Origin of the sequence: Rhodanobacter sp. K2T2 (genome assembly GCF_013408815.1) — a bacterium.
Taxonomy (GTDB): Bacteria; Pseudomonadota; Gammaproteobacteria; order Xanthomonadales; family Rhodanobacteraceae; genus Rhodanobacter.
In genome coordinates this window covers 218,459-240,031 of record NZ_JACCCA010000008.1, presented here as the reverse complement: position 1 = coordinate 240,031, position 21,573 = coordinate 218,459, and the positions used below count along the sequence as shown (strand labels likewise).

General features: G+C 63.0%; 20 protein-coding genes. 10 read left to right on the top strand and 10 right to left on the bottom strand.

Translation table 11 applies throughout. The features are described 5' to 3' along the window. Window positions 1-326 precede the first annotated feature (326 nt). Both HDE78_RS14585 and HDE78_RS14580 read right to left on the bottom strand, forming a co-directional pair. On the bottom strand, window positions 327-515 hold the full coding sequence (locus HDE78_RS14585) for a hypothetical protein (RefSeq protein ID WP_179480740.1): 189 nt from the start codon (window positions 513-515) through the stop codon (window positions 327-329). A gap of 108 nt (window positions 516-623) precedes the next feature. Then, window positions 624-854, bottom strand: coding sequence for a rubredoxin (locus tag HDE78_RS14580; protein WP_304624655.1), 231 nt, complete (start codon window positions 852-854; stop codon window positions 624-626). A 91-nt stretch (window positions 855-945) separates the two neighbouring features. Here HDE78_RS14580 and thiE point away from each other — a divergent pair, with 91 nt between their 5' ends. Together thiE and hemL are read left to right on the top strand one after the other, a co-directional pair. Beyond that, window positions 946-1,596: a thiamine phosphate synthase gene (gene thiE / locus HDE78_RS14575; protein WP_255457826.1), complete on the top strand. Its 651-nt coding sequence runs from the start codon at window positions 946-948 to the stop codon at window positions 1,594-1,596. After that, window positions 1,593-2,876, top strand: coding sequence for a glutamate-1-semialdehyde 2,1-aminomutase (hemL, locus tag HDE78_RS14570; RefSeq protein WP_179480736.1), 1,284 nt, complete (start codon window positions 1,593-1,595; stop codon window positions 2,874-2,876). The genes thiE and hemL overlap by 4 nt, the downstream gene beginning before the upstream one ends. 56 nt (window positions 2,877-2,932) lie before the next feature. Here the strand turns inward: hemL and HDE78_RS14565 are convergent, their stop codons facing one another. The 6 genes from HDE78_RS14565 to HDE78_RS14540 form a co-directional block, all read right to left on the bottom strand. Continuing rightward, the gene (locus HDE78_RS14565) at window positions 2,933-3,352 is read right to left on the bottom strand and encodes a lactoylglutathione lyase (RefSeq protein WP_179480734.1); all 420 of its coding nucleotides are present in this window, start codon (window positions 3,350-3,352) and stop codon (window positions 2,933-2,935) included. Window positions 3,353-3,375: 23 nt separating this feature from the next. Continuing rightward, a complete protein-coding gene (locus HDE78_RS14560) occupies window positions 3,376-4,689 on the bottom strand; it encodes an acetylornithine transaminase (protein WP_179480732.1) in 1,314 nt (437 codons plus the stop codon). 78 nt (window positions 4,690-4,767) lie between these two features. Further along, a complete protein-coding gene (locus tag HDE78_RS14555) occupies window positions 4,768-5,586 on the bottom strand; it encodes an NAD(P)-dependent oxidoreductase (RefSeq protein WP_179480730.1) in 819 nt (272 codons plus the stop codon). Between the two features lie 62 nt (window positions 5,587-5,648). Continuing rightward, window positions 5,649-6,251, bottom strand: coding sequence for an LON peptidase substrate-binding domain-containing protein (locus HDE78_RS14550; protein WP_179480728.1), 603 nt, complete (start codon window positions 6,249-6,251; stop codon window positions 5,649-5,651). Window positions 6,252-6,361: 110 nt separating this feature from the next. After that, complete coding sequence (mpl, locus tag HDE78_RS14545; protein ID WP_179480726.1) at window positions 6,362-7,735, bottom strand: UDP-N-acetylmuramate:L-alanyl-gamma-D-glutamyl-meso-diaminopimelate ligase; 1,374 nt, start codon at window positions 7,733-7,735, stop codon at window positions 6,362-6,364. 114 nt (window positions 7,736-7,849) lie between these two features. Continuing rightward, on the bottom strand, window positions 7,850-8,434 hold the full coding sequence (locus HDE78_RS14540) for an adenylate kinase (RefSeq protein WP_179480724.1): 585 nt from the start codon (window positions 8,432-8,434) through the stop codon (window positions 7,850-7,852). A gap of 216 nt (window positions 8,435-8,650) precedes the next feature. Between HDE78_RS14540 and HDE78_RS14535 the strand changes: the two genes are divergently transcribed. The 6 genes from HDE78_RS14535 (at window position 8,651) to HDE78_RS14510 (ending at window position 17,316) form a co-directional block, all read left to right on the top strand. Beyond that, window positions 8,651-9,928, top strand: a complete 1,278-nt coding sequence (locus tag HDE78_RS14535) for a 6-phosphofructokinase (RefSeq protein ID WP_179480722.1) — start codon at window positions 8,651-8,653, stop codon at window positions 9,926-9,928. Window positions 9,929-10,165: 237 nt separating this feature from the next. Beyond that, the gene (locus tag HDE78_RS14530; RefSeq protein ID WP_179480720.1) at window positions 10,166-12,223 is read left to right on the top strand and encodes a sodium-translocating pyrophosphatase; all 2,058 of its coding nucleotides are present in this window, start codon (window positions 10,166-10,168) and stop codon (window positions 12,221-12,223) included. A gap of 225 nt (window positions 12,224-12,448) precedes the next feature. Then, complete coding sequence (locus tag HDE78_RS14525) at window positions 12,449-14,539, top strand: prolyl oligopeptidase family serine peptidase (protein ID WP_255457834.1); 2,091 nt, start codon at window positions 12,449-12,451, stop codon at window positions 14,537-14,539. A gap of 144 nt (window positions 14,540-14,683) precedes the next feature. After that, entirely contained in the window at window positions 14,684-15,538 is an 855-nt protein-coding gene (locus HDE78_RS14520) for a 2OG-Fe(II) oxygenase (protein ID WP_179480716.1), read from the top strand. Between the two features lie 90 nt (window positions 15,539-15,628). Then, window positions 15,629-16,165, top strand: a complete 537-nt coding sequence (gene ppa, locus HDE78_RS14515) for an inorganic diphosphatase (protein WP_179480714.1) — start codon at window positions 15,629-15,631, stop codon at window positions 16,163-16,165. Between the two features lie 134 nt (window positions 16,166-16,299). Next, a complete protein-coding gene (locus HDE78_RS14510) occupies window positions 16,300-17,316 on the top strand; it encodes a zinc-binding alcohol dehydrogenase family protein (protein WP_179480712.1) in 1,017 nt (338 codons plus the stop codon). A 101-nt stretch (window positions 17,317-17,417) separates the two neighbouring features. On the opposite strand, the gene HDE78_RS14505 is transcribed toward HDE78_RS14510, so the two are convergent. Together HDE78_RS14505 and HDE78_RS14500 are read right to left on the bottom strand one after the other, a co-directional pair. Continuing rightward, entirely contained in the window at window positions 17,418-18,014 is a 597-nt protein-coding gene (locus tag HDE78_RS14505) for a DUF892 family protein (protein ID WP_179480710.1), read from the bottom strand. A gap of 507 nt (window positions 18,015-18,521) precedes the next feature. Next, the gene (locus HDE78_RS14500) at window positions 18,522-19,172 is read right to left on the bottom strand and encodes a TetR/AcrR family transcriptional regulator (protein ID WP_255457825.1); all 651 of its coding nucleotides are present in this window, start codon (window positions 19,170-19,172) and stop codon (window positions 18,522-18,524) included. 273 nt (window positions 19,173-19,445) lie between these two features. Between HDE78_RS14500 and HDE78_RS14495 the strand changes: the two genes are divergently transcribed. Both HDE78_RS14495 and HDE78_RS14490 read left to right on the top strand, forming a co-directional pair. Then, a complete protein-coding gene (locus tag HDE78_RS14495; protein WP_179480708.1) occupies window positions 19,446-20,105 on the top strand; it encodes a protein-L-isoaspartate O-methyltransferase in 660 nt (219 codons plus the stop codon). 35 nt (window positions 20,106-20,140) lie between these two features. Continuing rightward, window positions 20,141-21,571, top strand: a complete 1,431-nt coding sequence (locus HDE78_RS14490) for a TolC family outer membrane protein (protein ID WP_179480706.1) — start codon at window positions 20,141-20,143, stop codon at window positions 21,569-21,571. The last annotated feature ends 2 nt before the right edge of the window (window positions 21,572-21,573 follow it).

Genomic DNA, 21,573 nt, shown 5'->3' with positions numbered 1-21,573 from the left:
GATCAACCACTTGCAACCGATTCCTCGTGTTGCGTCTAAGACGTTTCGTCCTAGGTGAGCCGCCCATTCTATATCGTTTTTTGTGGCCGTCAACAGTGGCGTTGAATTTTTTTTCATCGTCGCTGGTGCCGCAACCCTTTGACGAAGGCGTTTCGTCGAAGGGGGACGAACTATAGCGCCGCGAGGCAAATCTGTGAAGAGGGCGTGTGCATATTTTTACAGAAACAAGTCAGAACGGCACTCGCGCCGCCCTTGCGGCAGCACTTCAACTACAACCGGGTTAGCTGATTCGTAGAAATAACCCAATGCACATACAAATTTCGCTTTCAGCCATTGCTTGAGGACACTTCTGTCATCACACGCTCGCATGTTGACGTATGGCCGGCCGTCGGGAAAACCGCTGCCGCAGCAACCCTGACATCTCTCAGCATGCCCACGCGATAAGGCACCAGATCTTCGGGGCGCAATTTCGCCAGCGCGTCCCAATCATCGTCGAAAGGAATGAATTGCTGCATGGTTAGCCGCCTGTGTGATGCAACGCGCGACAGTGCGCAGAGGCATCACAACAGATGATCGTGCCGATAGCGTGGCGAATTCGGGCCATTCCGGGGCACGAATTCGCGTCAGACGATTTCGATCATCTCGAAATCGTCCTTGGTCGTGCCGCAATCCGGGCAGGTCCAGGTTTCGGGTACGTCTTCCCAGCGCGTGCCGGCCGGAATGCCTTCATCGGGCACACCGATGCTCTCGTCGTAAATGTAGCCGCACACTACGCACATCCACTTGCGGTTTGCTGCTTCGGAGGAACTCTGGCTCATGGGTCTGGCTTCTTTGTTGACGAGGTAATAGTGCATTCTCGCAACTCGTCCGGCATTACGAAAGCGTACGTGACAATGTATCGCCGGGATTGACGGAAGTGGGTTTGCTTACACTTAGGATGCTGATTTGAAATCGATAGCACTGTTGCCCGGTCGCGGCCTGTACGCCGTTACCGACGGGCCCCGGCCTGATTTGCTTGACGTTGTCGCCCAGGCGCTGGCCGGCGGCGGGCGCGTCGTGCAATACCGCGACGACACTGACGATCACCTTCGGCGCCGCGCCGAGGCCGCTGACTTGAAGCGGCTTTGCCATCGGCACGGCGCATTGTTCATCATCGACGCCGATGTGGCGCTGGCCAAAGACGTTGCCGCCGACGGCGTGCATCTGGGGCCTGACAATGCCGATCCAGGCTCCGCGCGGCATGAACTGGGCGCCGACGCGATCATTGGCGTGTCCTGCCTAGCCTCACTGGAGCGCGCAAACGCGGCGGCAGCGGCCGGAGCCAGCTACGTATCCTTCGGCGCGTTTTTCAAATCGCCGACCAAACCACTGGCCGGGCACGCACCCATCGATCTGCTGAGAAAAACCGCTGCGCTGGGCCTGCCGCGGGTAGCGATTGGCGGCATCACGCCGGACAATGCCAGATTGCTCGTCGATGCCGGCGCGAATTTCATTGCCGCGGTATCGGCCATCTTCGGTGCTGCCGACGTTCGCGCTGCCGCGCAACGCTTTACTGACCTGTACTCCATCGATCGCGATCACGGAACGCCTGCATGACAACCAATCAAGAACTTTTTCAGCGCGCACAGGGCCTGATGCCTGGCGGTGTCAATTCGCCGGTACGCGCATTCAAGTCGGTCGGCGGTGAGCCATTTTTCACCGCGCGCGCCGATGGCGCTTATCTGTGGGACGTCGAGGGCACGCGCTATATCGACTACATCGGTTCGTGGGGCCCGATGATTCTCGGCCACAACCATCCCGCCGTGCGCGACGCGGTAGAACGTGCGGTGAAGAACGGCCTCTCGTTCGGTACGCCCTGCACAGCCGAAGTGACCATGGCCGAGACGATCACGCGGCTCATTCCATCGATCGAGATGGTGCGCATGGTCAACTCCGGCACCGAAGCGACGATGTCGGCCATCCGGCTGGCGCGCGGCGCCACCGGGCGCAGCAAGATCGTGAAGTTCGAGGGCTGCTATCACGGCCACGGCGACAGCTTTCTGGTGAAGGCCGGTTCGGGCGCACTCACGTTCGGCGTACCGACCTCGCCCGGCGTACCGAAAGCCAATGCCGATCTCACCCTGACCTTGCCGTACAACGATATCGAAGCGGCCAAGACACTGTTCGCCGAATGCGGCGACGAAATCGCCGGGCTGATCATCGAACCCGTCGCTGGCAACATGAACTGCATCCTGCCTTTGGACGGCTATTTAGCGACACTGCGCGAACTGTGCACGCGGCACGGCGTACTGCTGATTTTTGATGAAGTGATGACCGGCTTCCGCGTGGCGCTCGGTGGCGCACAGGCGCATTACGGCGTGACGCCCGACCTCACCTGTTTCGGCAAGATCATCGGCGGCGGCATGCCGGTCGGTGCGTACGGTGGCCGACGCGACCTGATGGAACGAATCGCTCCCGCAGGCCCGATCTATCAGGCCGGCACACTCAGCGGGAATCCTGTCGCGATGGCCGCAGGTCTGGCGGTGCTCGAACAGATCCAGGCGCCCGGCTTCCATGACGCGCTTTCGGCAAAGACGAAGCTACTCAGCGATGGACTGCAGCGCGTAGCCGACGAGGAGGGCATTCCCTTCAGTACGAATGGCGTCGGCGGCATGTTCGGCCTGTTCTTCACCGCCGAGAAAGTAACCAGCTATGCGCAGGCTACCGCGGCCGACAGTGCGCTGTTCAACCGCTTCTTCCACGGCATGCTGAAACGCGGTGTGTATCTGGCGCCGTCGGCGTTTGAAGCGGGCTTCATCTCCAGCGCGCACGGCGAGCAGGACATTGCCGATACGTTGGACGCTGCGCGCGCATCCATGCGCGACGCACGAGGCTGATGCCAACTCGCGGCACGACCCGACTCGTGCCGCGGTTGCACGCCATTCGTGACGGGTTACCAGACGCCGGTATTCGCCATCGATGCCCACGGCTCCTGCGGAGCCAGTTTTCCATGCTGAAGCAGCTCTACCGAAACCAGGTCCGGCGAGCGGACGAACGCCATATGCCCATCGCGCGGCGGCCGGTTGATCGTATAGCCCATGGCCTGCAGCCGCTCGCAGGTGGCATAGATGTCGTCGACCTGAAAGGCAAGATGGCCGAAGTTGCGCGCGGAACCGTAGTCTTCCTCGGAACCCCAGTTATGGGTCAGTTCGATCTCGGCTTCCGGACTATCTGGCGCCGCGAGAAAGACCAGGGTGAACTTGCCTTCGGGAACGTCCCTGCGGCGAACCTCCTTCAGACCCAGACCCTCGCAGTAAAAGCGTAGGGACGCATCGAGGTCGCGCACGCGCACCATGCTGTGAAGATATTTCATCGACGGCTCCAGAAGAGTGTTTGTCAGTGGGATACGAAATCGCGCAGAGCGGCATGCAGACGCTTGAGCCCTTCCGCCAGATCGGCATCGGAAATGATCAGCGGCGGCACAAAGCGCAGCACGTCGGGCCCAGCCTGCAGCACGAGCAAACCGTGCGCCGCCGCGTGATCCAGAATGTCGCCCGCCCTGCCCTTGTAGGCATCGGTCAGCACGGCGCCGATCATCAGGCCGCGTCCGCGCACTTCGGCGAACAGCGCCAACTCGTCGTTGATCGCCTTCAACCCTGCGCGCAATGCAGCGGCCTGTCGGTGCACGTTCTCCAGCACCGGCGGTGAGGACAGCTTGCGCAAGGCCACGCGCGCCACGGCCGCCGCCATCGGGTTGCCACCGAACGTGGTGCCATGCGCACCGTATTGCATGATCTGCGCGACCTTGGCCCCGGCCAGCATGGCGCCGATCGGGAAGCCGCAGCCGAGCGCCTTGGCGAGCGTCACGATATCCGGCACCACGCCGTCCTGCACATGCGCGAACAGCGTGCCGGTGCGGCCCATGCCGCATTGAATTTCGTCCAGCACCAGCAGCGCATCGTGCTGGTCGCACAGCTCGCGCGCACGCTTCAGAAAACCCGGTGCCGCCGGCAGAACGCCGCCCTCGCCCTGCACCGGCTCCAGCATCACCGCGGCGATGTCGCCTGCGCCGAACGCGGCCTCCAGCGCGGCAACATCATTGAACGGCAGATAGCGGAAGCCGACCGGCAGCGGTTCGTAGCCCTCCTGGTATTTCGGCTGCGCGGTCGCCGTGACCGTCGCCAGCGTGCGACCGTGGAACGATCCCTGAAAGGTAAGAATGACCCGCCGCTCCGGCGGCCGCCCCTGCGCCGTGGCCCACTTGCGCACCAGCTTGATCGCCGCCTCGTTCGCCTCGGCGCCGGAGTTGCACAGAAACACGCGCTCGGCAAAACCCGACGCGCGCACCAGTTCCTCGGCCAGATGCAGCGGCGGCTCGCTGTAGAACACGTTGCTGCTGTGCCAGAGCTTGTGCGCCTGCGTGGTGAGCGCGTCGAGCAGGTCGGGATCCTGATGACCCAGCGCATTCACCGCAATGCCGGCACCGAAGTCGATGTAGTCGCGGCCTTCGCTGTCCCACACGCGCGAACCCTTGCCATGATCGAGCAGCAGCTCGCGCGGCTTGTACACAGGCAGCCAGTAGCGCTTGCCCAGATCGAGCAGAGACGCCGTAGTGTTGGAAGCGTGTGCGCTTTCGCGCACGGCGTGATCCGACGGCGCGACGTCTTGCAGTAGGTGGTCGGCGGGAATGGGGTCGTTCGGTGCTTGCATGGTGGGCTCCGGCCTCGCTGCGAACGCGGCCACATCGGTAACGCCGATCGATCGTTGGTTCGATCAGCCAGTTAGAAATCAGTCCAGGAAAAAATCCGGCAATAGCGCTGTGCCCGGCTTCACCGCATAGTGATCGAAATCGGTGACGCCCTCGTCGCGCAGCACTTCGTCGTCGATCGCGAAATGGCCGGTGTAGTCGCGCGATAGCCGGGTGAGGATCGCGTGCGCCGCGTCCGCCACGATGTCAGGCGTACGGCACTGTTCGGGTTTGACGCCATCGATCATGCCGATCGCCGCCGTAGCCACCACCGTGCGTGGCCACAATGCGTTGACCGCAATGCCGAGCGGTGCGAACTCCGCACTCATGCCCAGCACGCACAGGCTCATGCCATATTTGGCGATCGTGTAGGCGGTATGCTGAGCAAACCACTTTGGATCGAGATTGAGCGGCGGCGACAGCATCAGCACATGCGGATTGTCGGCCTGTTTGAGATACGGCAGGCAACTCTGCGTGACCAGAAACGTGCCGCGTGCATTGACCTGCTGCATCAGATCGAAACGCTTCATCGGCGTCTCGGCAGTGCCGGCCAGCCAGATCGCGCTGGCGTTATTGACCACGATATCGATGCCGCCAAAATGTTCGGCCGCCTGTGCGGCCGCGGCACGCACCTGATCCTCTTCGCGAATATCCACTTTGAGCGCCAATGCGCGACCGCCGGCCTCCTCGACCGCCGCCGCCGCGCTGTGAATCGTTCCGGGAAGTTTCGGATTGGCCACCGAACTCTTGGCCGCGATCACGATATTCGCGCCGTCCCGCGCCGCGCGCAGCGCAATCGCCAGACCGATGCCGCGCGACGCGCCGGTGATGAACAGGGTTTTGCCGGCGAGAGTGCCCATGCACAGGATTCCGTAAAAATAGGCTGCTATCGAGCAGAGCGGCCTAGTTTAAGCGCTAAGGCTCAGGCTTTCTGGAATCGCGGCAGAATATCGCGCAGCTCCGCCAGTCGCAGCAGTGGATCGGTCAATTCGAGCATATGCTGCTGCTCGGACGTATCCAGCGGCAACAGCTCGGTCAGCCGGTAGCCGAGCCAGCTGGAATCCTCATAGGCGCTGCGCGGGGCATCGCGCCAATGCGGTGCCATGGTCTCGATCAGCCGCTCGAGAATGCTCTGCAGCAGCGCGAATTCCACCGGCACCGGCACCTCCGGCTCCGCCGCCCAGATCTCGATATCGCCGCGCAATAGTCCGTCACTGCGCACGCGGCTGCGATTAACCCTGAAGCGCGAACCGCCCTTGGCGACGATGCCGAGCAGTCCGTCATCGTCGCGGTCGAAATCCTGAATATGCGCCACCGTACCGACAGCGGCCGGCGTGCTGGGTTCACCGACCTCATAGCCCTCGAGAATCAGGCACACGCCAAAGCCGGAGTCATGGCGAGTGCATTCGCGCACCATATCGAGATAGCGCGGCTCGAAAATGCGCAGCTGCAGCTGGCCACCGGGAAACAGCACCGTGTTCAGCGGAAACAGGGGCATCTCGATCAGCGGAGACTGGGCGGCCATGGGATAAGTCTAACCAGAGGCAACGTGACGAACCACGATGCATGTCGCCGCACGCTCCGCGGGTGGCGTTGGGTATGGCGCAGGAGAGACATCGAGGTAGTGAACGAGCGTTAGCGTTGGCGCAGCTTTTCGACGAACCGACGCGGCGCGGCTTCGAAGCCGCCGTTGGACATGAAAATCACTTGGTCGCCCGATCGGGCCTGCCCGGCCAGCGCGTCGATCAACGCTTCCACCGTAGGCACCGTGCTGCCGCGACCATTCAGTGCCGCCGTGACCTGGCCGGCATCCCAGGCCAGTTCCGCGCGATGCAAAAAAACCACCGCATCGGCATCGACCAACGATGGCGCCAGTGCATCAGCGTGAGCGCCCTGGCGCATCGAGTTGGAGCGCGGCTCCAGCGCCACCAGGATGCGCGCGTCGCCAACCTTGGCGCGCAGGCCAGCCAGCGTCGTGGCAATCGCCGTCGGGTGGTGGGCGAAGTCGTCATAGACGCGCACGCCGTCGACCTCGCCGACCAGCTCCATCCGTCGCTTGACGCTTTCGAAGGTGGTGAACGCCGGCAGCAGCGCGCGCGGATCGGCACCGGCAGCCGTGGCAGCGGCGAGCGCGGCCAGCCCATTCATCACGCTGTGATGGCCGAGCAGCGACCAATGCACTTCGCCAATCGGCTCGCCGGCGCGATGCACGGTAAACGCCGAGCCATCCGTTTCGATCAACGTCGCTCGCCAGTCGCCGCGACCGATGCCGAAGGTTTCCACCGGCGTCCAACAGCCCATGGCCAACACCTCGGCCAGACGCTCGTCGTGTGCGTTGACGATCAGCCGGCCGTTGCCGGGCACGGTGCGCACCAGATGGTGAAACTGGCGCTGGATCGCCGCCACGTCGGGGAAAATATCGGCGTGGTCGTATTCGAGGTTGTTGAGAATCGCGATACGCGGCCGGTAGTGCACGAACTTGGAGCGCTTGTCGAAAAACGCCGTGTCGTATTCGTCGGCCTCGATCACGAACGGCCGGCCGCTGCCCAGCCGCGCCGAGACGCCGAAATTGCCCGGTACGCCGCCTATCAGGAAGCCCGGCGCCAAGCCGACGCTGTCCAGCAGATGCGCCAGCAGGCTGGTGGTGGTGGTCTTGCCGTGCGTGCCGGCGACGGCAAGCACTTCGCGATCGACCAGCAGCGTTTCGCCCAGCCACTGCGGGCCGGAGATATAACGCAGCTGTTGGTCGAGCATGTATTCCACGGCCGGGTTGCCGCGTGTCATCGCATTGCCGACGATCACCATGTCGGGCGCCGCGTGCCCCGGCGATGGCTGCAAATGCTCAGCCTTGTAACCCTGCATCAGCTCGATGCCGAGGGCTTCCAGTTGGGTACTCATCGGCGGGTAGACGTTGGTATCCGAGCCTTCCACCTCGAGCCCGAGCTCGCGCGCCAGCGCGGCAACGCCGCCCATGAAGGTGCCGCAGATGCCGAGAATATGCAGACGCATGGCTGGCCCAGGAATAAATCGCGTAGGAAAGAATGACGGCCCGAGCGCAAGGCACGAAGCCGAAAAAATGGGGCTGACGGTCACGTCGGGATCGCCTGACGGCGACCCTTCGTATCAGCCGTGTGCGGTGGCGGACGTGTCCCGCAGCGCGTTTTGCACCCGCGCCGTGACTTCGCTCAATTCGCCCACGCCATCGACCACCTGCAGCTTGCCGCGGCGCGCGTAGAAGTCGGCCACCGGCGCGGTCTGCTCGGCGTAAATGGCCAGGCGCTTGCGCACGGTATCCGGGTTGTCGTCGGCACGGCCTTCGGCCTTGAAGCGGATTTCGCAGCGACCGATGATGGTGACATTGGGCACTTCCAGCTGGATCACGGCATCGAGTGGTTGACCGATCTTGGCCAGCAGGTGATCGAGCGCGTCGGCCTGGGCCAGGTTGCGCGGGTAGCCATCCAGGATGAAACCCGATTTGGCATCGTCCTGCGCCAGGCGCTCTTCGAGCATGCCCAGCAGAATATCGTCGGACACCAACTGACCGGCATCCATCACCGCCTTGGCCTTGAGTCCCATCGCGGTGCCCTGCGCCACCGCGGCGCGCAGCATGTCGCCAGTGGAAATGTGCGGCACGCCCAGTTCCGTCTTCAGGCGCGCCGCCTGCGTGCCTTTGCCCGATCCGGGCGCGCCAAGTAGGACCAGTCGCATAATGCTCCACACGTTTGGCGGACGGCCGCACACTGCCGCAGCCCGCTTCATTCTCAGATTGAGGCGTCAAATTAGCGTTTGCACCGGGTGCCGTCAAACGCAGGCGCCAGTCACGCCGGGCCAAGTCCCTGTTGCGAAAAGATTTGCCCTTCCCGCTTGGTACGCTCGTGTGATCCATAATCGGCTTCCCGTCTGACCCGCCTGTCGAGGATGTCCATGAGCCTGACCCGCCGCCCTTCTGCCGTTACCGGCAATATTCTTTACGCCCAATCCGGTGGCGTGACTTCGGTCATCAACGCCTCGGCCGCCGGCGTGATCGAGGCGGCGCGCGCCAAGGGCGTCAAGGTGTACGCCGCGCGCAATGGCATTCTGGGTGCGCTGCGCGAGGAGCTGATCGATACTTCGAAAGAATCCAAGAGCGCAATCGCCGCGCTCCGGCACACGCCCGGGGGCGCCTTTGGCTCGTGCCGCTACAAGCTGAAGTCGCTGGAGACCAACCGGGCTGAGTACGAGCGACTGATCGAGGTGTTTCGCGCGCACGATATCCGCTGGTTTCTCTACAACGGCGGCAACGATTCGGCCGATACCGCACTGAAGATATCCCAGCTCGGCAAGGCGATGAACGTCGACATCCGCTGCATCGGCGTGCCGAAGACGGTGGACAACGATCTGGCGGTGACCGACTGCTGCCCGGGCTTCGGCTCGGTCGCCAAATACATCGCCATCTCCACCCGCGAGGCCAGTCTCGACGTCGCCTCGATGGCCGAAACCTCGACCAAGGTGTTCATTCTCGAGGTGATGGGCCGGCACGCAGGCTGGATCGCCGCCGCCGCGGGGCTCGCCGGGGACAGCGCCGATGCGGCGCCGCACATCATCCTGTTTCCCGAGAATGTCTTCGACGAGGCAGCGTTTCTTGCCCGGGTCAAAGCCACCGTCGAACGGGTGGGCTGGTGCACCGTGGTGGCCTCCGAAGGCGTGCGCAACGCGGCGGGCCAGTTCCTCGCCGAGGCGGGCGGCCGCGACGCGTTCGGCCACGCGCAACTCGGCGGCGTGGCACCGGTACTGGCCGCGCTGGTGAAGGAAAAGCTCGGCTACAAATACCACTGGGCGCTGCCCGATTACCTGCAGCGCTCCGCCCGCCACGCGGCGGCGAAGGTCGATGCCGAGCAGGCCTATGCGGTCGGCAAGGCCGCGGTGGACTATGCGCTCAAAGGCATGAACGCGGTGATGCCGGTCATCGTGCGCAGCAGCGACGCACCCTACCGCTGGAACATCCAGCCGGCGCCGCTGAGCAAGGTGGCCAACCACGAAAAGAAAATGCCGAAGAGCTTCATCACCCGCGACGGTTTCGGCATTACCGCCGCAGCGCGTCGTTATCTGAGTCCGCTGATCGCGGGCGAAGCCGCGCTCCCGTATGGCAAGGACGGCCTGCCCCGCTACGTGCAATTGAAAAATGCGGCAGTGGCGAAGAAGCTGCCGGACTTTACGCCTTGACTTCATTGCGCCGGCCTGTCTAAAAACTCTTGCGCAAGCCCGATCGGCGGATCTTTCGACGCATGCCTGCGCATGTGCTTTGACGATACGTCGCTCGGCTACCCGCACATTGCGCCGCACAACACGATGCATCGCATGGTCTGCCTATACTCGACCCAACCGCCCGTACAGGACGGCTATCTCCGGGTTTGCCGATGGACGACCCGGCACTAGGGTGACTACTCGTGGGAGGCTCCGATGCTGCTGCAATATGGCTGGTGGATCGTCGTTCTGGCGTGTGCGTTGATAGCAATTGGTTACGGCGCGGTTTCGGCAAAATGGATCCTGGCGCAATCGCCGGGCAACGGGCGAATGCAGGAGATTGCCGCGGCCATCCAGGAAGGCGCCAGCGCCTACCTCAACCGCCAGTACCGCACCATCGGCATGGTCGGTGTGGTGCTGCTGCTTCTGATCGGTTTTTTTCTCAACTGGCCGACGGCGGTGGGCTTTTTGCTCGGCGCGATTCTTTCGGGCGCCGCCGGCTATATCGGCATGAACGTCTCGGTGCGCGCCAACGTGCGTACCGCCGAAGCGGCGCGTCACGGGCTCAGTCCGGCGATGGACGTAGCGTTTCGCGGCGGCGCGATCACCGGCATGCTGGTGGTCGGTCTGGCCCTGCTGGGCGTCGCCGGTTACTGGATCGTGCTCAATCAGATGGGCATGCATGGCGAAGTGGCGCTGCATGCGCTGGTCGGCCTGGCCTTTGGCAGTTCGCTGATTTCGATTTTCGCGCGTCTGGGCGGTGGCATTTTCACCAAGGGCGCGGACGTGGGTGCCGATCTGGTCGGCAAGGTCGAAGCCGGCATTCCCGAGGACGACCCGCGCAATCCGGCCGTAATCGCGGACAACGTCGGTGACAACGTGGGCGACTGCGCCGGCATGGCGGCCGACCTGTTCGAAACCTACGCGGTGACCGTGATAGCGACCATGCTGCTTGGCGGCCTGATGGCTGAAGAGGTCGGCCCGAATGCCGTGCTGTATCCCCTTTTGCTGGGCGCGGTATCCATCATCGCCTCGATCATCGGCACGCTGTTCGTCAAGGTGAAGGAAGGCGGCTCGATCATGGGCGCACTGTATAAGGGCGTGATCGTTTCCGCGGTACTGGCCGCGGCGGCGTTCTATCCGATCACCACGCAACTGATGACCGGCTTCAGCCACGGCTCGATCAATCTTTGGGGCTGCTCGCTGATCGGGCTGCTGCTGACCGGTGTGATCGTGTGGGTGACCGAGTACTACACCGGCACGCAGTACAAGCCGGTGCAGCACATTGCGGCGGCCTCGACCACCGGGCACGGCACCAACATCATCGCCGGCCTTGGCGTGTCGATGAAATCGACCGCGCTGCCGGTGATCGCGGTGTGCTTCGCGATCTGGGGTGCGTTTGCGCTCGGCGGTCTTTACGGTATCGCGATTGCCGCCACGGCGATGCTGTCGATGGCCGGCATGATCGTGGCGCTGGACGCGTACGGTCCGATCACCGACAACGCTGGCGGCATTGCCGAAATGGCCGACCTGCCGCCGGAGGTGCGCGGCGTCACCGATCCGCTCGACGCGGTGGGCAACACCACCAAGGCGGTCACCAAGGGCTACGCGATCGGCTCGGCGGCGCTGGCCGCGCTGGTGCTGTTTGCTGACTACACGCACAACCTCGATGTGGCCGCGCAGGCCAAGGCGGCGCTTAGCGGCACGACCTATGTGCCGATGACCTTCGACCTTTCCGACCATATGGTGATCATCGGCCTGCTGATCGGCGGCCTGATCCCCTACCTGTTCGGCGCGATGGCGATGGAGGCGGTGGGCCGCGCCGCCGGGGCGGTGGTCGAGGAGGTACGCCGACAGTTCCGCGATATCCCCGGCATCATGCTGGGCACGGCCAAGCCGGAATACTCGCGCGCGGTCGACATGCTGACCAAGTCGGCGATCCGCGAAATGATCGTGCCGTCGCTGCTGCCGGTGGCGGTGCCGATCGTGGTCGGCCTGCTGCTGGGGCCCAAGGCGCTTGGCGGCGTGCTGATCGGCACCATCGTCACCGGCCTGTTCGTGGCGATCTCGATGACCACCGGCGGCGGCGCCTGGGACAACGCCAAGAAATACATCGAAGACGGCCACTTCGGTGGCAAGGGCTCGGAGGCGCACAAGGCCGCGGTGACTGGCGATACCGTGGGCGATCCGTACAAGGACACGGCCGGTCCGGCAGTGAACCCGCTCATCAAGATCATCAATATCGTGGCTCTGCTGCTGATTCCGCTGCTGTAAGGCGATCAACGCGTGTAAAGAAATCCCGCTTCGGCGGGATTTTTTCTGCGCGCGCATCCAACGACTCACCCTGACTTTAGTCACAGGCGACGCCAGCTTGCTACCGTTAGGCTCGAACGCTGGCGGCCTGCGTCAGCAGTCCGTTTCCCCTCACCCTTCGCACACGAGGCGCATACGATGAAATCGGTCTGGCTGATGCTGGCTCTCGGCGTCACACTGGTAGGCATGAATACGACTCACGCTGATGGCAATACCCCCGCTGGCGCAACCACCGGCGCTCAGGCCTCCGACGATCCGTTCCTGTGGCTGGAAGACATTCATGGCGCCCGCGCGATGGACTGGGTCAAGACCGAGAACGCCAAGACCACCAAGCAGTTCATCGACAACGCCGAGTTCGACAAAACCCGCGACCGCATTCTCGAAGTGCTCGATTCAGACGCGCGCATTCCGGCGGTCAGCCGCATGGGCGACTACCTCTACAACTTCTGGCGCGACAAGGCCAACCCGCGCGGCATCTGGCGCCGCACCACGCTGGCCGAATACCGCAAGGCGGCGCCGCAGTGGGAGGTGCTGCTCGATATCGATGCATTGAACAAGGACGAGAACAAACGCTGGGTGTTCAAGGGCTCGCAGTGCCTGAAACCGGCGTACACGCGTTGCCTGCTGTCGCTGTCGCCCGACGGTGGCGACGCGGTGACCGTGCGCGAGTTCGACATTCCGAGCAAATCCTTCGTCAAGGACGGTTTCGTCTTGCCGGTCGCCAAGACCGAGGCCAGCTGGATCGACGAGAACACCCTGTATGTCGGCACCGATTTCGGCCCCGGCACGATGACCGCATCGAGCTATCCGCGCATCGTCAAGGAATGGAAACGCGGCACGCCCCTCGCCGAGGCCAAGACCGTGTACGAAGGCAAGACGACCGATCTGGCGATCGGCGCGGTACACGATCGCACGCCCGGCTTCGAGCGCGATTTCGTCTCGGTCGCGAAGGACTTTTTCCATAGCGAGCTGTACCTGCGCGAGAACGACAAGCTCACCCGCGTCGACGTACCGACCGACGCCAGCGCCGACGCCCATCGCGAATGGCTGCTGGTGCAGACGCGTTCTGCCTGGACCGTGGGCGGCGAAACCTATCCCTCCGGCGCGCTGCTGGCGGCCAACTTCGACGCCTTCATGGCCGGCAAGCCCGCATTCACCGTGCTGTTCAAACCCGATGCGCATACCTCGCTGGAGTCGTACGCCTGGACCCGCCATCACCTGATTCTCGACGTGCTCGATGACGTCAAGAGCCGCCTGGAAGTGCTCACGCCGCCGGACCACACCAACGCGACGGCCGACTGGAAACGCGAGGCCGTGCCAAACGCACCGGCGCTCAGCTCGATTAGCGTGGCCGATACCGACCCCGACAACAGCGACGAATACTGGCTCGACGTCACCGGCTTCCTCACGCCGTCCTCGCTGCAGCGCGGCGTGCTGGGCAGCGTGCCGGCCGAGACGATCAAGCAGGATCCGGCCTTCTTCGACGCGTCGAAGTTCGAAGTGACCCAGCATTTCGTCACCTCGAAAGACGGCACCCGCGTGCCGTACTTCGAAATCGCCCCGAAGGGCATCAAGCTCGATGGCTCCAACCGCACCCTGCTGTACGGCTATGGCGGCTTCGAAGTGTCGCTGTCGCCGCACTACAGCGGCAGCATCGGCCGCGCGTGGTTGGATCGCGGCGGCGTGTATGTGCTGGCCAATATCCGTGGCGGCGGCGAGTACGGTCCGCGGTGGCATCAGGCGGCGCTGAAGGCCAATCGCCCGCGTGCGTACGAAGATTTTGCGGCGGTCGCCGAGGATCTGGTCAAACGCGGCGTCACCTCGGCCAAGCACCTGGGCGCCGAGGGCGGCAGCAACGGCGGCCTGCTGATGGGCAACATGCTGACGATTTATCCGCAGCTGTTCGGCGCGATCGCCTGCGAGGTGCCGCTGCTCGACATGAAGCGCTACACGCACCTGTCAGCCGGCGCGTCATGGATGGCCGAATACGGCAACCCCGATACCGCCGACTGGAGCTTCATCCAGACCTTTTCGCCCTACCAGAACGTGAAGAAGGACGGCCATTACCCGCCGGTACTGTTCTACACCACCACCAGCGACGACCGCGTCGGCCCGGTGCAGGCCCGCAAGATGGCGGCGAAGATGCAGGCCATGGGTCACTCCGACGTTTGGTTCTACGAGAATCTCGAAGGTGGCCACGGCGCGGGCGCGGACAACAAGCAGGCGGCGCTGATGCATGCGCTGGCGTACGACTTCCTGTGGGATCAGCTGAAATAAAGCACTCGGCCCGATGGGAACTTCAACGAGCCGGCACTTGCCGGCTCGTTGCTTTACGGCCTCAGCATCGGGCCGCCCTCACAGCTTTCACCTGCTGGCGCGGCTAAAGTAAGCTCTCAACGTCATCGACCCAGCCACGCCGCCATGAACTCACGCCCGTCGATCCGCCCCGAACTGCGCGAATGGATTCTGTCCACCACGCGCGCCGGCCACAGCGTGCCGGACGTACTGCAGCTGATGAAGCAGAGTGGTTACGACCCGCGCCAGAGCCGCAGCATTCTGGCCGACGTTCTGAAGATTCCACTGGCAGCGCTCAACGCGACCACCGTAACGCCGGCCGCCAGCGCGCTGCAGGCCAAGCGAACGCGCCACCCCGAAGCGCCCAGCGTCACCGTCGACGGCCATCGCGTCGACATTTCGATGAGCGTGAACGAGCCGGCGCTGCGGGTTCTCGACGGCATTCTTTCGGACGACGAATGCGCCGAGCTGATCGAGCTGGCGCGGCCGCGCCTGAAGCGCGCCATGACCGTCGATACCGACGGCAAAAACCAGGTCGACAACCGGCGCACCAGCGAGGGCATGTTTTTCGCCCTCAACGAACTGCCGCTGGTCAGCACCATCGAGCAGCGTCTGGCCACCTTGCTGGACATGCCGGTCAGCCACGGTGAAGGCCTGCAGATTCTGCATTACCTGCCGGGGCAGGAATACGAGCCGCACTTCGACTGGTTCGATCCGCAGCAGCCGGGCTTCAGCACCATTACGGCGGTCGGTGGGCAGCGCATCGCCAGCATCGTGATGTACCTGAACACGCCCGAGGGCGGTGGCGGCACGGCGTTTCCGGAAATCGGGCTGACCGTGACGGCACGGCGGGGCTCGGCGGTCTACTTTGCCTACGACAGCGGCGATCAAAGTTCGCTGCATGCCGGCCTGCCGGTGACCAAGGGCGAAAAATGGATCGCCACCAAATGGCTGCGTGAAAGGCCCTATAAACGAGGCTGACCGTCGCCACCCGTTACCCGCGCCGCTGCGCTGCAGCAGCGTTTCGCGTATCCTCAGTGGTCGACTTTTTCAAAACATCAAGGACAATTCATGGGACTGCATCTCGTCTCCGCCGGCCGCGACGTGCCGAACGACATCAACGTCATCATCGAAATCCCCAAGGATGCCGAGCCGGTCAAGTACGAAGTGGAGAAGGAAAGCGGCGCGATTTTCGTCGACCGCATTCTGTCCACCCCGATGCGCTATCCGTGCAACTACGGCTACGTGCCGGGCACGCTGGGCGGCGACGGCGATCCGCTGGATGCCCTGGTCATTCTGCCGCTGCCGCTGATCCCCGGCGCGGTGATCCGCTGCCATCCGGTCGGCATGCTGAAGATGACCGACGAGGCCGGTAGCGATGAGAAGCTGGTGGTGATTCCCACGGCCAAGGTCTTTCCAGGCTACGCCCATATCAAGGATATGAGCGGCGTGTCGGGGCATTGGCTGGAGCGCATCGGCCACTTCTTCGAGCACTACAAGGATCTGGAAAAAGGCAAGTGGGTGAAGGTGGAAGGCTGGGTCAGCGCCGACGAGGCCAAGGCCGAAATTCTGGCCGGCATTCAGCGCTACCAGCAGGAAAAGCACTGATCGCTGCAGCAGCGCGACTTTGCTGATCGCCAGGCCGGCGCTTCGCAAGAAGCGCCGCTTTTTTTGCACTTTATCTGACCGCATGCTCACCCTGCGGTCGCTATGCTTCGGACTCTTCCGCTCATGGAGCCCGCATGAAAGCCGTCGCCCTTACACGTTATCTGCCGATCGACGATCCCGAATCGCTTGTCGATGTCGACTTACCTCAGCCGACCGCCAGCGGCCACGATCTGCTGGTGCGCGTGGAAGCCGTTTCGGTGAACCCGGTCGACACCAAGGTGCGCTCGCCCAAAGCACAGATCGAGACTCAGCCCAAGGTGCTGGGCTACGACGCCGCGGGCGTGATCGAAAGCATGGGCGAATCGGTCAGCGGCTTCAGCGTCGGCGATCGCGTCTACTACGCCGGCGACATCACCCGGCCCGGCAGCAATGCGCAGTATCAGCTGGTGGATGCGCGCATTGTCGGACATGCGCCAAGGTCGATGGAGGCGGCGGATGCCGCGGCGCTGCCGCTGACCTCGCTCACCGCCTGGGAGCTGCTGTTCCAGCGCATGCCTTTCGACAGCGAGCACGGCGGCAAGGGCAGATCGCTGCTGATCATCGCGGGGGCCGGCGGCGTGGGGTCCTTGGCGATCCAGCTGGCTAGGCGTGCGGGCTTTGTCGTTATCGCGACCGCGTCACGACCGGAGACATCCGACTGGTGTCGATCCATGGGCGCACATCATGTGATCGATCATCGTCAGCCGCTGCCCGCCCAACTGCAGGCGCTGGGCTTTGCGGACGTGGACGCGGCGTTGAATTTCGCCGACACCGATCATTATTGGGAGATCATCGGCGAGATTCTTGCGCCGCAGGGCCATGTCGGCCTGATCGTGGAACCCAGCGGCGCGCTGCATATCGGCGATCCCTATAAGTCCAAGTGCATCGGCATCCACTGGGAGCTGATGTTCACCCGCTCGCGCTACAAGACGGCCGACCAGAACGAGCAGGGCAAAATTCTCGATCGCGTGGCGGCGCTGATCGACGCTGGCGAACTGCACGGCACGCGTACCGAAACGCTCTCTCCTATTTCGGCGGCCACGCTGCGCGAGGCGCATCGACGGCTGGAATCCGGCAAGACGATCGGCAAGCTGGTGCTTGCCGGTTGGTAAGCTAACCGCGGCAGGCACTAACCTGGAAACGAACGAGGGACCGCATGCGGTCCCTCGTTCGTTGCTGCATCCGCCGTCTGGGCGCGTGAGCGCAGCGGCGATCAGTGATGCTTGCTAGAAGTCTTCTTTTCGGGCGCAGGCTTGGCCGGTTCGCCTTTTTTGCCCAGCTGTTCCAGCAGGGTATTCATGTCTTCGGCGTGCTCCTCTTCCATCGCCAGAATGCCTTCCAGCATACGGCGTGTGGTCGGGTCATCGGTGCCGATGTAGTCGATGATCTCGCGGTAGCTGTCGATGGCGATGCGCTCGGCCACCAGATTTTCCTTGATCATATCGACCAAGTCGGTTCCTTCGACGTAATCGGCGTGACTACGGGTCAACAGACCTTCGGGCGAGAGGTTGGGCTTGCCATCGAGCTGGGTGATGCGTTCGGCAATGAGGTCCGCGTGGCCCTGCTCTTCGTTGGCATGCTCCAGAAACTCGGACTTTACGCTCTGCGAATTGATGCCGGACGCCATGTAATAGTGATATTTGTAACGAAGCACGCACACGATTTCGGTGGCCAGCGCGTGGTTCAAGAGCTTCACAACAGTGGCGCGATCGGCGCTGTATCCGGCCGTCATGGCGCCCTTTTCGATATCTTGGCGCGCGCGCTTGCGGATGTTTTCGATGTCGGTAACGAACGGCTTGGCCTTGGCCATGGCTTGCTCCTTAGATGGGTAATAGGCGCCGGCCCGCGCAACGTGATTTACCGGCACCGCCTTAGATTGCCACTAGCCTAGAAATGTCCTTGGTAAGGCCGAGTGAAGACCATCTTGAACGATTCTCGTTGCCGCAAGGGCGGCTGCGCGATGGCGTAGCGCGGCAGAAATCCGAAGGGTTTGCTCGAGCAGCAGTCGGTACGGCTGCGGACTGACCGCTGAGTTTCATTGGCCGCCTTCGACCTTAGACTTCCGCCAACGTCGACAGCAGACAAGGGCATTCGGCCAGATATGGCATCCGCTGCGTGACACATGATGCAGTATCGCCGTTAGCGGGACACGAAAATCCCTGGAACTTGGAACTTCTGCGGATACATCGCCGCGCACGCCGCACGACGTAATTGGCGCTCATCTCGGCCAATAAGCGAACATGCAAATAGACGCTTTGTTCGTGTGCTGCTCCAATAACGTCGAATTTCCTGGCGCTCGTGCCAAGTTCTTGCAGATTCAGCGAACCCGATAGGCACGCAAGAAGGTGGCCACGCCGGCCTTTGCGATGGTTTCGATTTCTGCCGCCGCCGTATCCGGGCATTCGTCGCAAGCGCAAAGGCGACGGAGCAGCAGATCGCCCTTGATCAACGACATGAACTGGATGGCCGCCGTCTTGACGCATGGAATATCCAGCACGCCATCATCGACCGCATCTTGAAACAGCCGCTCCATCAAACGATGGTTTCGGGCGGGCCCTTCCTCCCAAAGCAGCTTGCCGTAGCGGGGGTTGCCTTGACGGCAATCGCTGAGAATCGCGCGAAACGTACCGATGCTGTCGGTCTGACAGTCGATCAGCATATGCGCGTTGGAGATCCTTTTCAGGATCTCGCCGATATCGACCTTCGGATCGTAGGCGTAGATTTCTTCCGGCAGCCAGTCTTGCACCCGTGATCGAATGACTTCACGAAAAAGATTGTCCTTGTCACCAAAATGGCTGTACACGGTGAGTTTAGATACACCGGCGTCGGCTGCGATCGCATCCATGCTGGTTCCGGCGAATGCATTGCGCACGAACAATGCCTTGGCTGCCGCGAGAATCGCCGCACGCTTTTCCATATCCTTCGGGCGGCCTGGCCCCTGAGGTCTGATTTGCGCGCTGATACTCATGCCCGCACCTTCACAAATGATGATTCGAGCTTTATTATACGCAACGGTTCAATTATTTTCCAAACACTTGTTTCAAAGCGTTCAGACGCGGCGCACGCGGACATCGGCGGATCGCCAGGTGACGGCAGTCAGCCGGTTGCGGTGACTTCCGGCACTTCGAAGGCCGCACGACAACCGGCAGTCTGTCATCGTGCCTCGTCCACTACGTTGTCGGGCTCCCGCTGCTGCAATTATTCTTTTCCACCTTATTTGATCGACACGGGACACGAAACAATGGCAATGAACTTCGATCAAGCGCGCTCGAACATGGTGGAAAACCAGGTGCGCCCTTGGGAAGTGCTCGATGGCCGAGTACTGGACGTCATCGGCAAAATTCGTCGCGAAGACTTCGTCGCCGCTGCACACCGTCAGCTCGCCTTTGCCGACCTTTGTCTGCCGCTTGGTCACGGCGAAGTCATGATGAAGCCGGTGGTCGAGGGCCGCGTGCTGCAGGCGCTGGATCTCAAGCCGACCGATCGCGTGCTTGAAATCGGCACCGGCTCGGGCTTTCTTACCGCCTGCCTGGCCAGCCTCTCGGCCCACGTCACCAGCGTGGACATCCATGCCGACTTCACGATGGACGCCACCAAGAATCTGCAAAAGGCCGGCATCCACAACGTCGCCCTCGTCACTGGCGAAGCCGTCGAGGGCTGGCAGCCGGATGAATTATTCGATGCGCTGGTGGTTACCGGTGCGGTGTCGAGCATACCGGCGCGCTGGCTGAGCTGGCTGAAGACGGATGCGCGCGCGCTGGTCGTTCGTGGCCAGTCGCCCGTGCAGCATGCCACCTTGCTGACCCACGAAGGCGCCGGACGCTATCGGGAAGAGACGCTTTTTGAAACCGATCTCCCCTATCTCACTCACGCCGAACCGCTGAAGCGTTTCGTCTTTTAAGTTCGCCCCCGACCGATTCCCCCACGAGGCACCCCATGCGTTTGAAGCTGCTCTCTCTGGCGTTGGCTCTCGCCGCCATTTCGCTGCCCGGCCATAGCGAAGACCTCCTCGATGCCTACCGGCAGGCGCGCGCCAACGACCCCGTGCTGCAGCAGGCCGACGCGACCAATCTTTCCACGCGCGAAGGCGTGCCGCAGGCACGTGCGCTGCTGCTGCCGCAGATTTCCGCCAGTTACGGACTGACCCAGACCAGCGGCGGCAGCTCGTCCTCCAGCAGCCTCACGGGCACCGGCAGCAACAGTTATCTGTGCGACGGCATCGCCGCCGGAACCGGCACGTACGCCTGTACCGGCCCGCTGTCCAACAGCACGACGGGCGGCAACTCCGATACCGGCCACGTGCGCACGCGCAACCTGTCCGGCCAGATCGATCAGGTGATCTTCGATTTCAGCAAGATTGCCGATCTGCGGGCCGCCCATGCCACCGCCGATGCCAGCGAGCAGACCTACCAGTCCGCCGAGCAGGACTTGTATGTGCGCGTTGCCACGGCGTATTTCACCATTCTCACCGACGAGGATGCGCTGACCTTCGCCAAGGCGAACGAAGACGCCTACAAGAAGCAGTACGACCAGGCCGACGCGCAGTTCAAGGCCGGCACCGCCGCGATCACCGGAGCGTACCAGGCGAAAGCGGCGTACGAGGCGGCCAAGGCCCAGACCATTACCGCGCAGAACACCCTCAACGACGCGCGTGAAGCGCTGACGCAGATCACCGGGCAGCCGGTCGGCGATCTGAAGAAGCTGCGCGACGATCTGCCGCTCGATCCGCCCGTGCCGGCCGATCCGAACGCGTGGGTGCAGGATGCGATCAAGTACAACCCCAGCATTCTTTCCCAGCAGTACACCGTCACCGCTTACGAACACGATATTAGCGCGGCACGCGCCGGCCACCTGCCTACCCTCAGTGCCACCGTCAGCCGTGCGAAGAGCACCGAGTGGCTGCAAAACGGCAGCGCTTCGGCATATACCGGCAACGGCCGCTTCGGCAACACGATCGGCGTGACGCTGTCGGTGCCGATCTTTTCCGGCGGTGCAACGCAGTCGCGCGTGCGTCAGTCGATCTACCAGCGCGATGCGGCCAAGGACTCGCTGGAGTCCGAGCGCCGTCTGGTCGTTCGCACCACGCTGAACTACTACCGTTCGGTGCTGGCGGATATCGAGGAGGTGCGATCGGGCAAGGCCGCGGTGGAATCCGGACAGAAGGCGCTCGACGCCACGCGCGCCGGGTTCAATGTCGGCACGCAGACCATCATCGACGTGCTCAACGCGATCCAGACCCTGACGTCGGCCCAGAACACGTACTCGCAGGCGCGTCACCAGCTGGTGCTGGACAAGCTCAACCTGCGCTACTCGACCGGACGGATCGAGTACAAGGATATCCAGGCAGCCAACGTGCTGCTGCAGTAAAC

What these genes read in the sequence shown, in the direction of transcription:
- HDE78_RS14505 (WP_179480710.1), bottom strand. Translation starts at nt 18,014, where the DNA reads ATGGCCAAGGCCAAGCCGTTCGTTACCGACATCGAAAACATCCGCAAG.
- HDE78_RS14540 (WP_179480724.1), bottom strand. Translation starts at nt 8,434, where the DNA reads ATGCGACTGGTCCTACTTGGCGCGCCCGGATCGGGCAAAGGCACGCAG.
- HDE78_RS14580 (WP_304624655.1), bottom strand. Translation starts at nt 854, where the DNA reads ATGCACTATTACCTCGTCAACAAAGAAGCCAGACCCATGAGCCAGAGT.
- HDE78_RS14490 (WP_179480706.1), top strand. Translation starts at nt 20,141, where the DNA reads ATGCGTTTGAAGCTGCTCTCTCTGGCGTTGGCTCTCGCCGCCATTTCG.
- HDE78_RS14520 (WP_179480716.1), top strand. Translation starts at nt 14,684, where the DNA reads ATGAACTCACGCCCGTCGATCCGCCCCGAACTGCGCGAATGGATTCTG.
- HDE78_RS14535 (WP_179480722.1), top strand. Translation starts at nt 8,651, where the DNA reads ATGAGCCTGACCCGCCGCCCTTCTGCCGTTACCGGCAATATTCTTTAC.
- HDE78_RS14585 (WP_179480740.1), bottom strand. Translation starts at nt 515, where the DNA reads ATGCAGCAATTCATTCCTTTCGACGATGATTGGGACGCGCTGGCGAAA.
- hemL (WP_179480736.1), top strand. Translation starts at nt 1,593, where the DNA reads ATGACAACCAATCAAGAACTTTTTCAGCGCGCACAGGGCCTGATGCCT.
- HDE78_RS14500 (WP_255457825.1), bottom strand. Translation starts at nt 19,172, where the DNA reads ATGAGTATCAGCGCGCAAATCAGACCTCAGGGGCCAGGCCGCCCGAAG.
- ppa (WP_179480714.1), top strand. Translation starts at nt 15,629, where the DNA reads ATGGGACTGCATCTCGTCTCCGCCGGCCGCGACGTGCCGAACGACATC.
- HDE78_RS14495 (WP_179480708.1), top strand. Translation starts at nt 19,446, where the DNA reads ATGGCAATGAACTTCGATCAAGCGCGCTCGAACATGGTGGAAAACCAG.
- HDE78_RS14525 (WP_255457834.1), top strand. Translation starts at nt 12,449, where the DNA reads ATGAATACGACTCACGCTGATGGCAATACCCCCGCTGGCGCAACCACC.
- HDE78_RS14555 (WP_179480730.1), bottom strand. Translation starts at nt 5,586, where the DNA reads ATGGGCACTCTCGCCGGCAAAACCCTGTTCATCACCGGCGCGTCGCGC.
- HDE78_RS14565 (WP_179480734.1), bottom strand. Translation starts at nt 3,352, where the DNA reads ATGAAATATCTTCACAGCATGGTGCGCGTGCGCGACCTCGATGCGTCC.
- HDE78_RS14510 (WP_179480712.1), top strand. Translation starts at nt 16,300, where the DNA reads ATGAAAGCCGTCGCCCTTACACGTTATCTGCCGATCGACGATCCCGAA.
- mpl (WP_179480726.1), bottom strand. Translation starts at nt 7,735, where the DNA reads ATGCGTCTGCATATTCTCGGCATCTGCGGCACCTTCATGGGCGGCGTT.
- HDE78_RS14530 (WP_179480720.1), top strand. Translation starts at nt 10,166, where the DNA reads ATGCTGCTGCAATATGGCTGGTGGATCGTCGTTCTGGCGTGTGCGTTG.
- HDE78_RS14550 (WP_179480728.1), bottom strand. Translation starts at nt 6,251, where the DNA reads ATGGCCGCCCAGTCTCCGCTGATCGAGATGCCCCTGTTTCCGCTGAAC.
- HDE78_RS14560 (WP_179480732.1), bottom strand. Translation starts at nt 4,689, where the DNA reads ATGCAAGCACCGAACGACCCCATTCCCGCCGACCACCTACTGCAAGAC.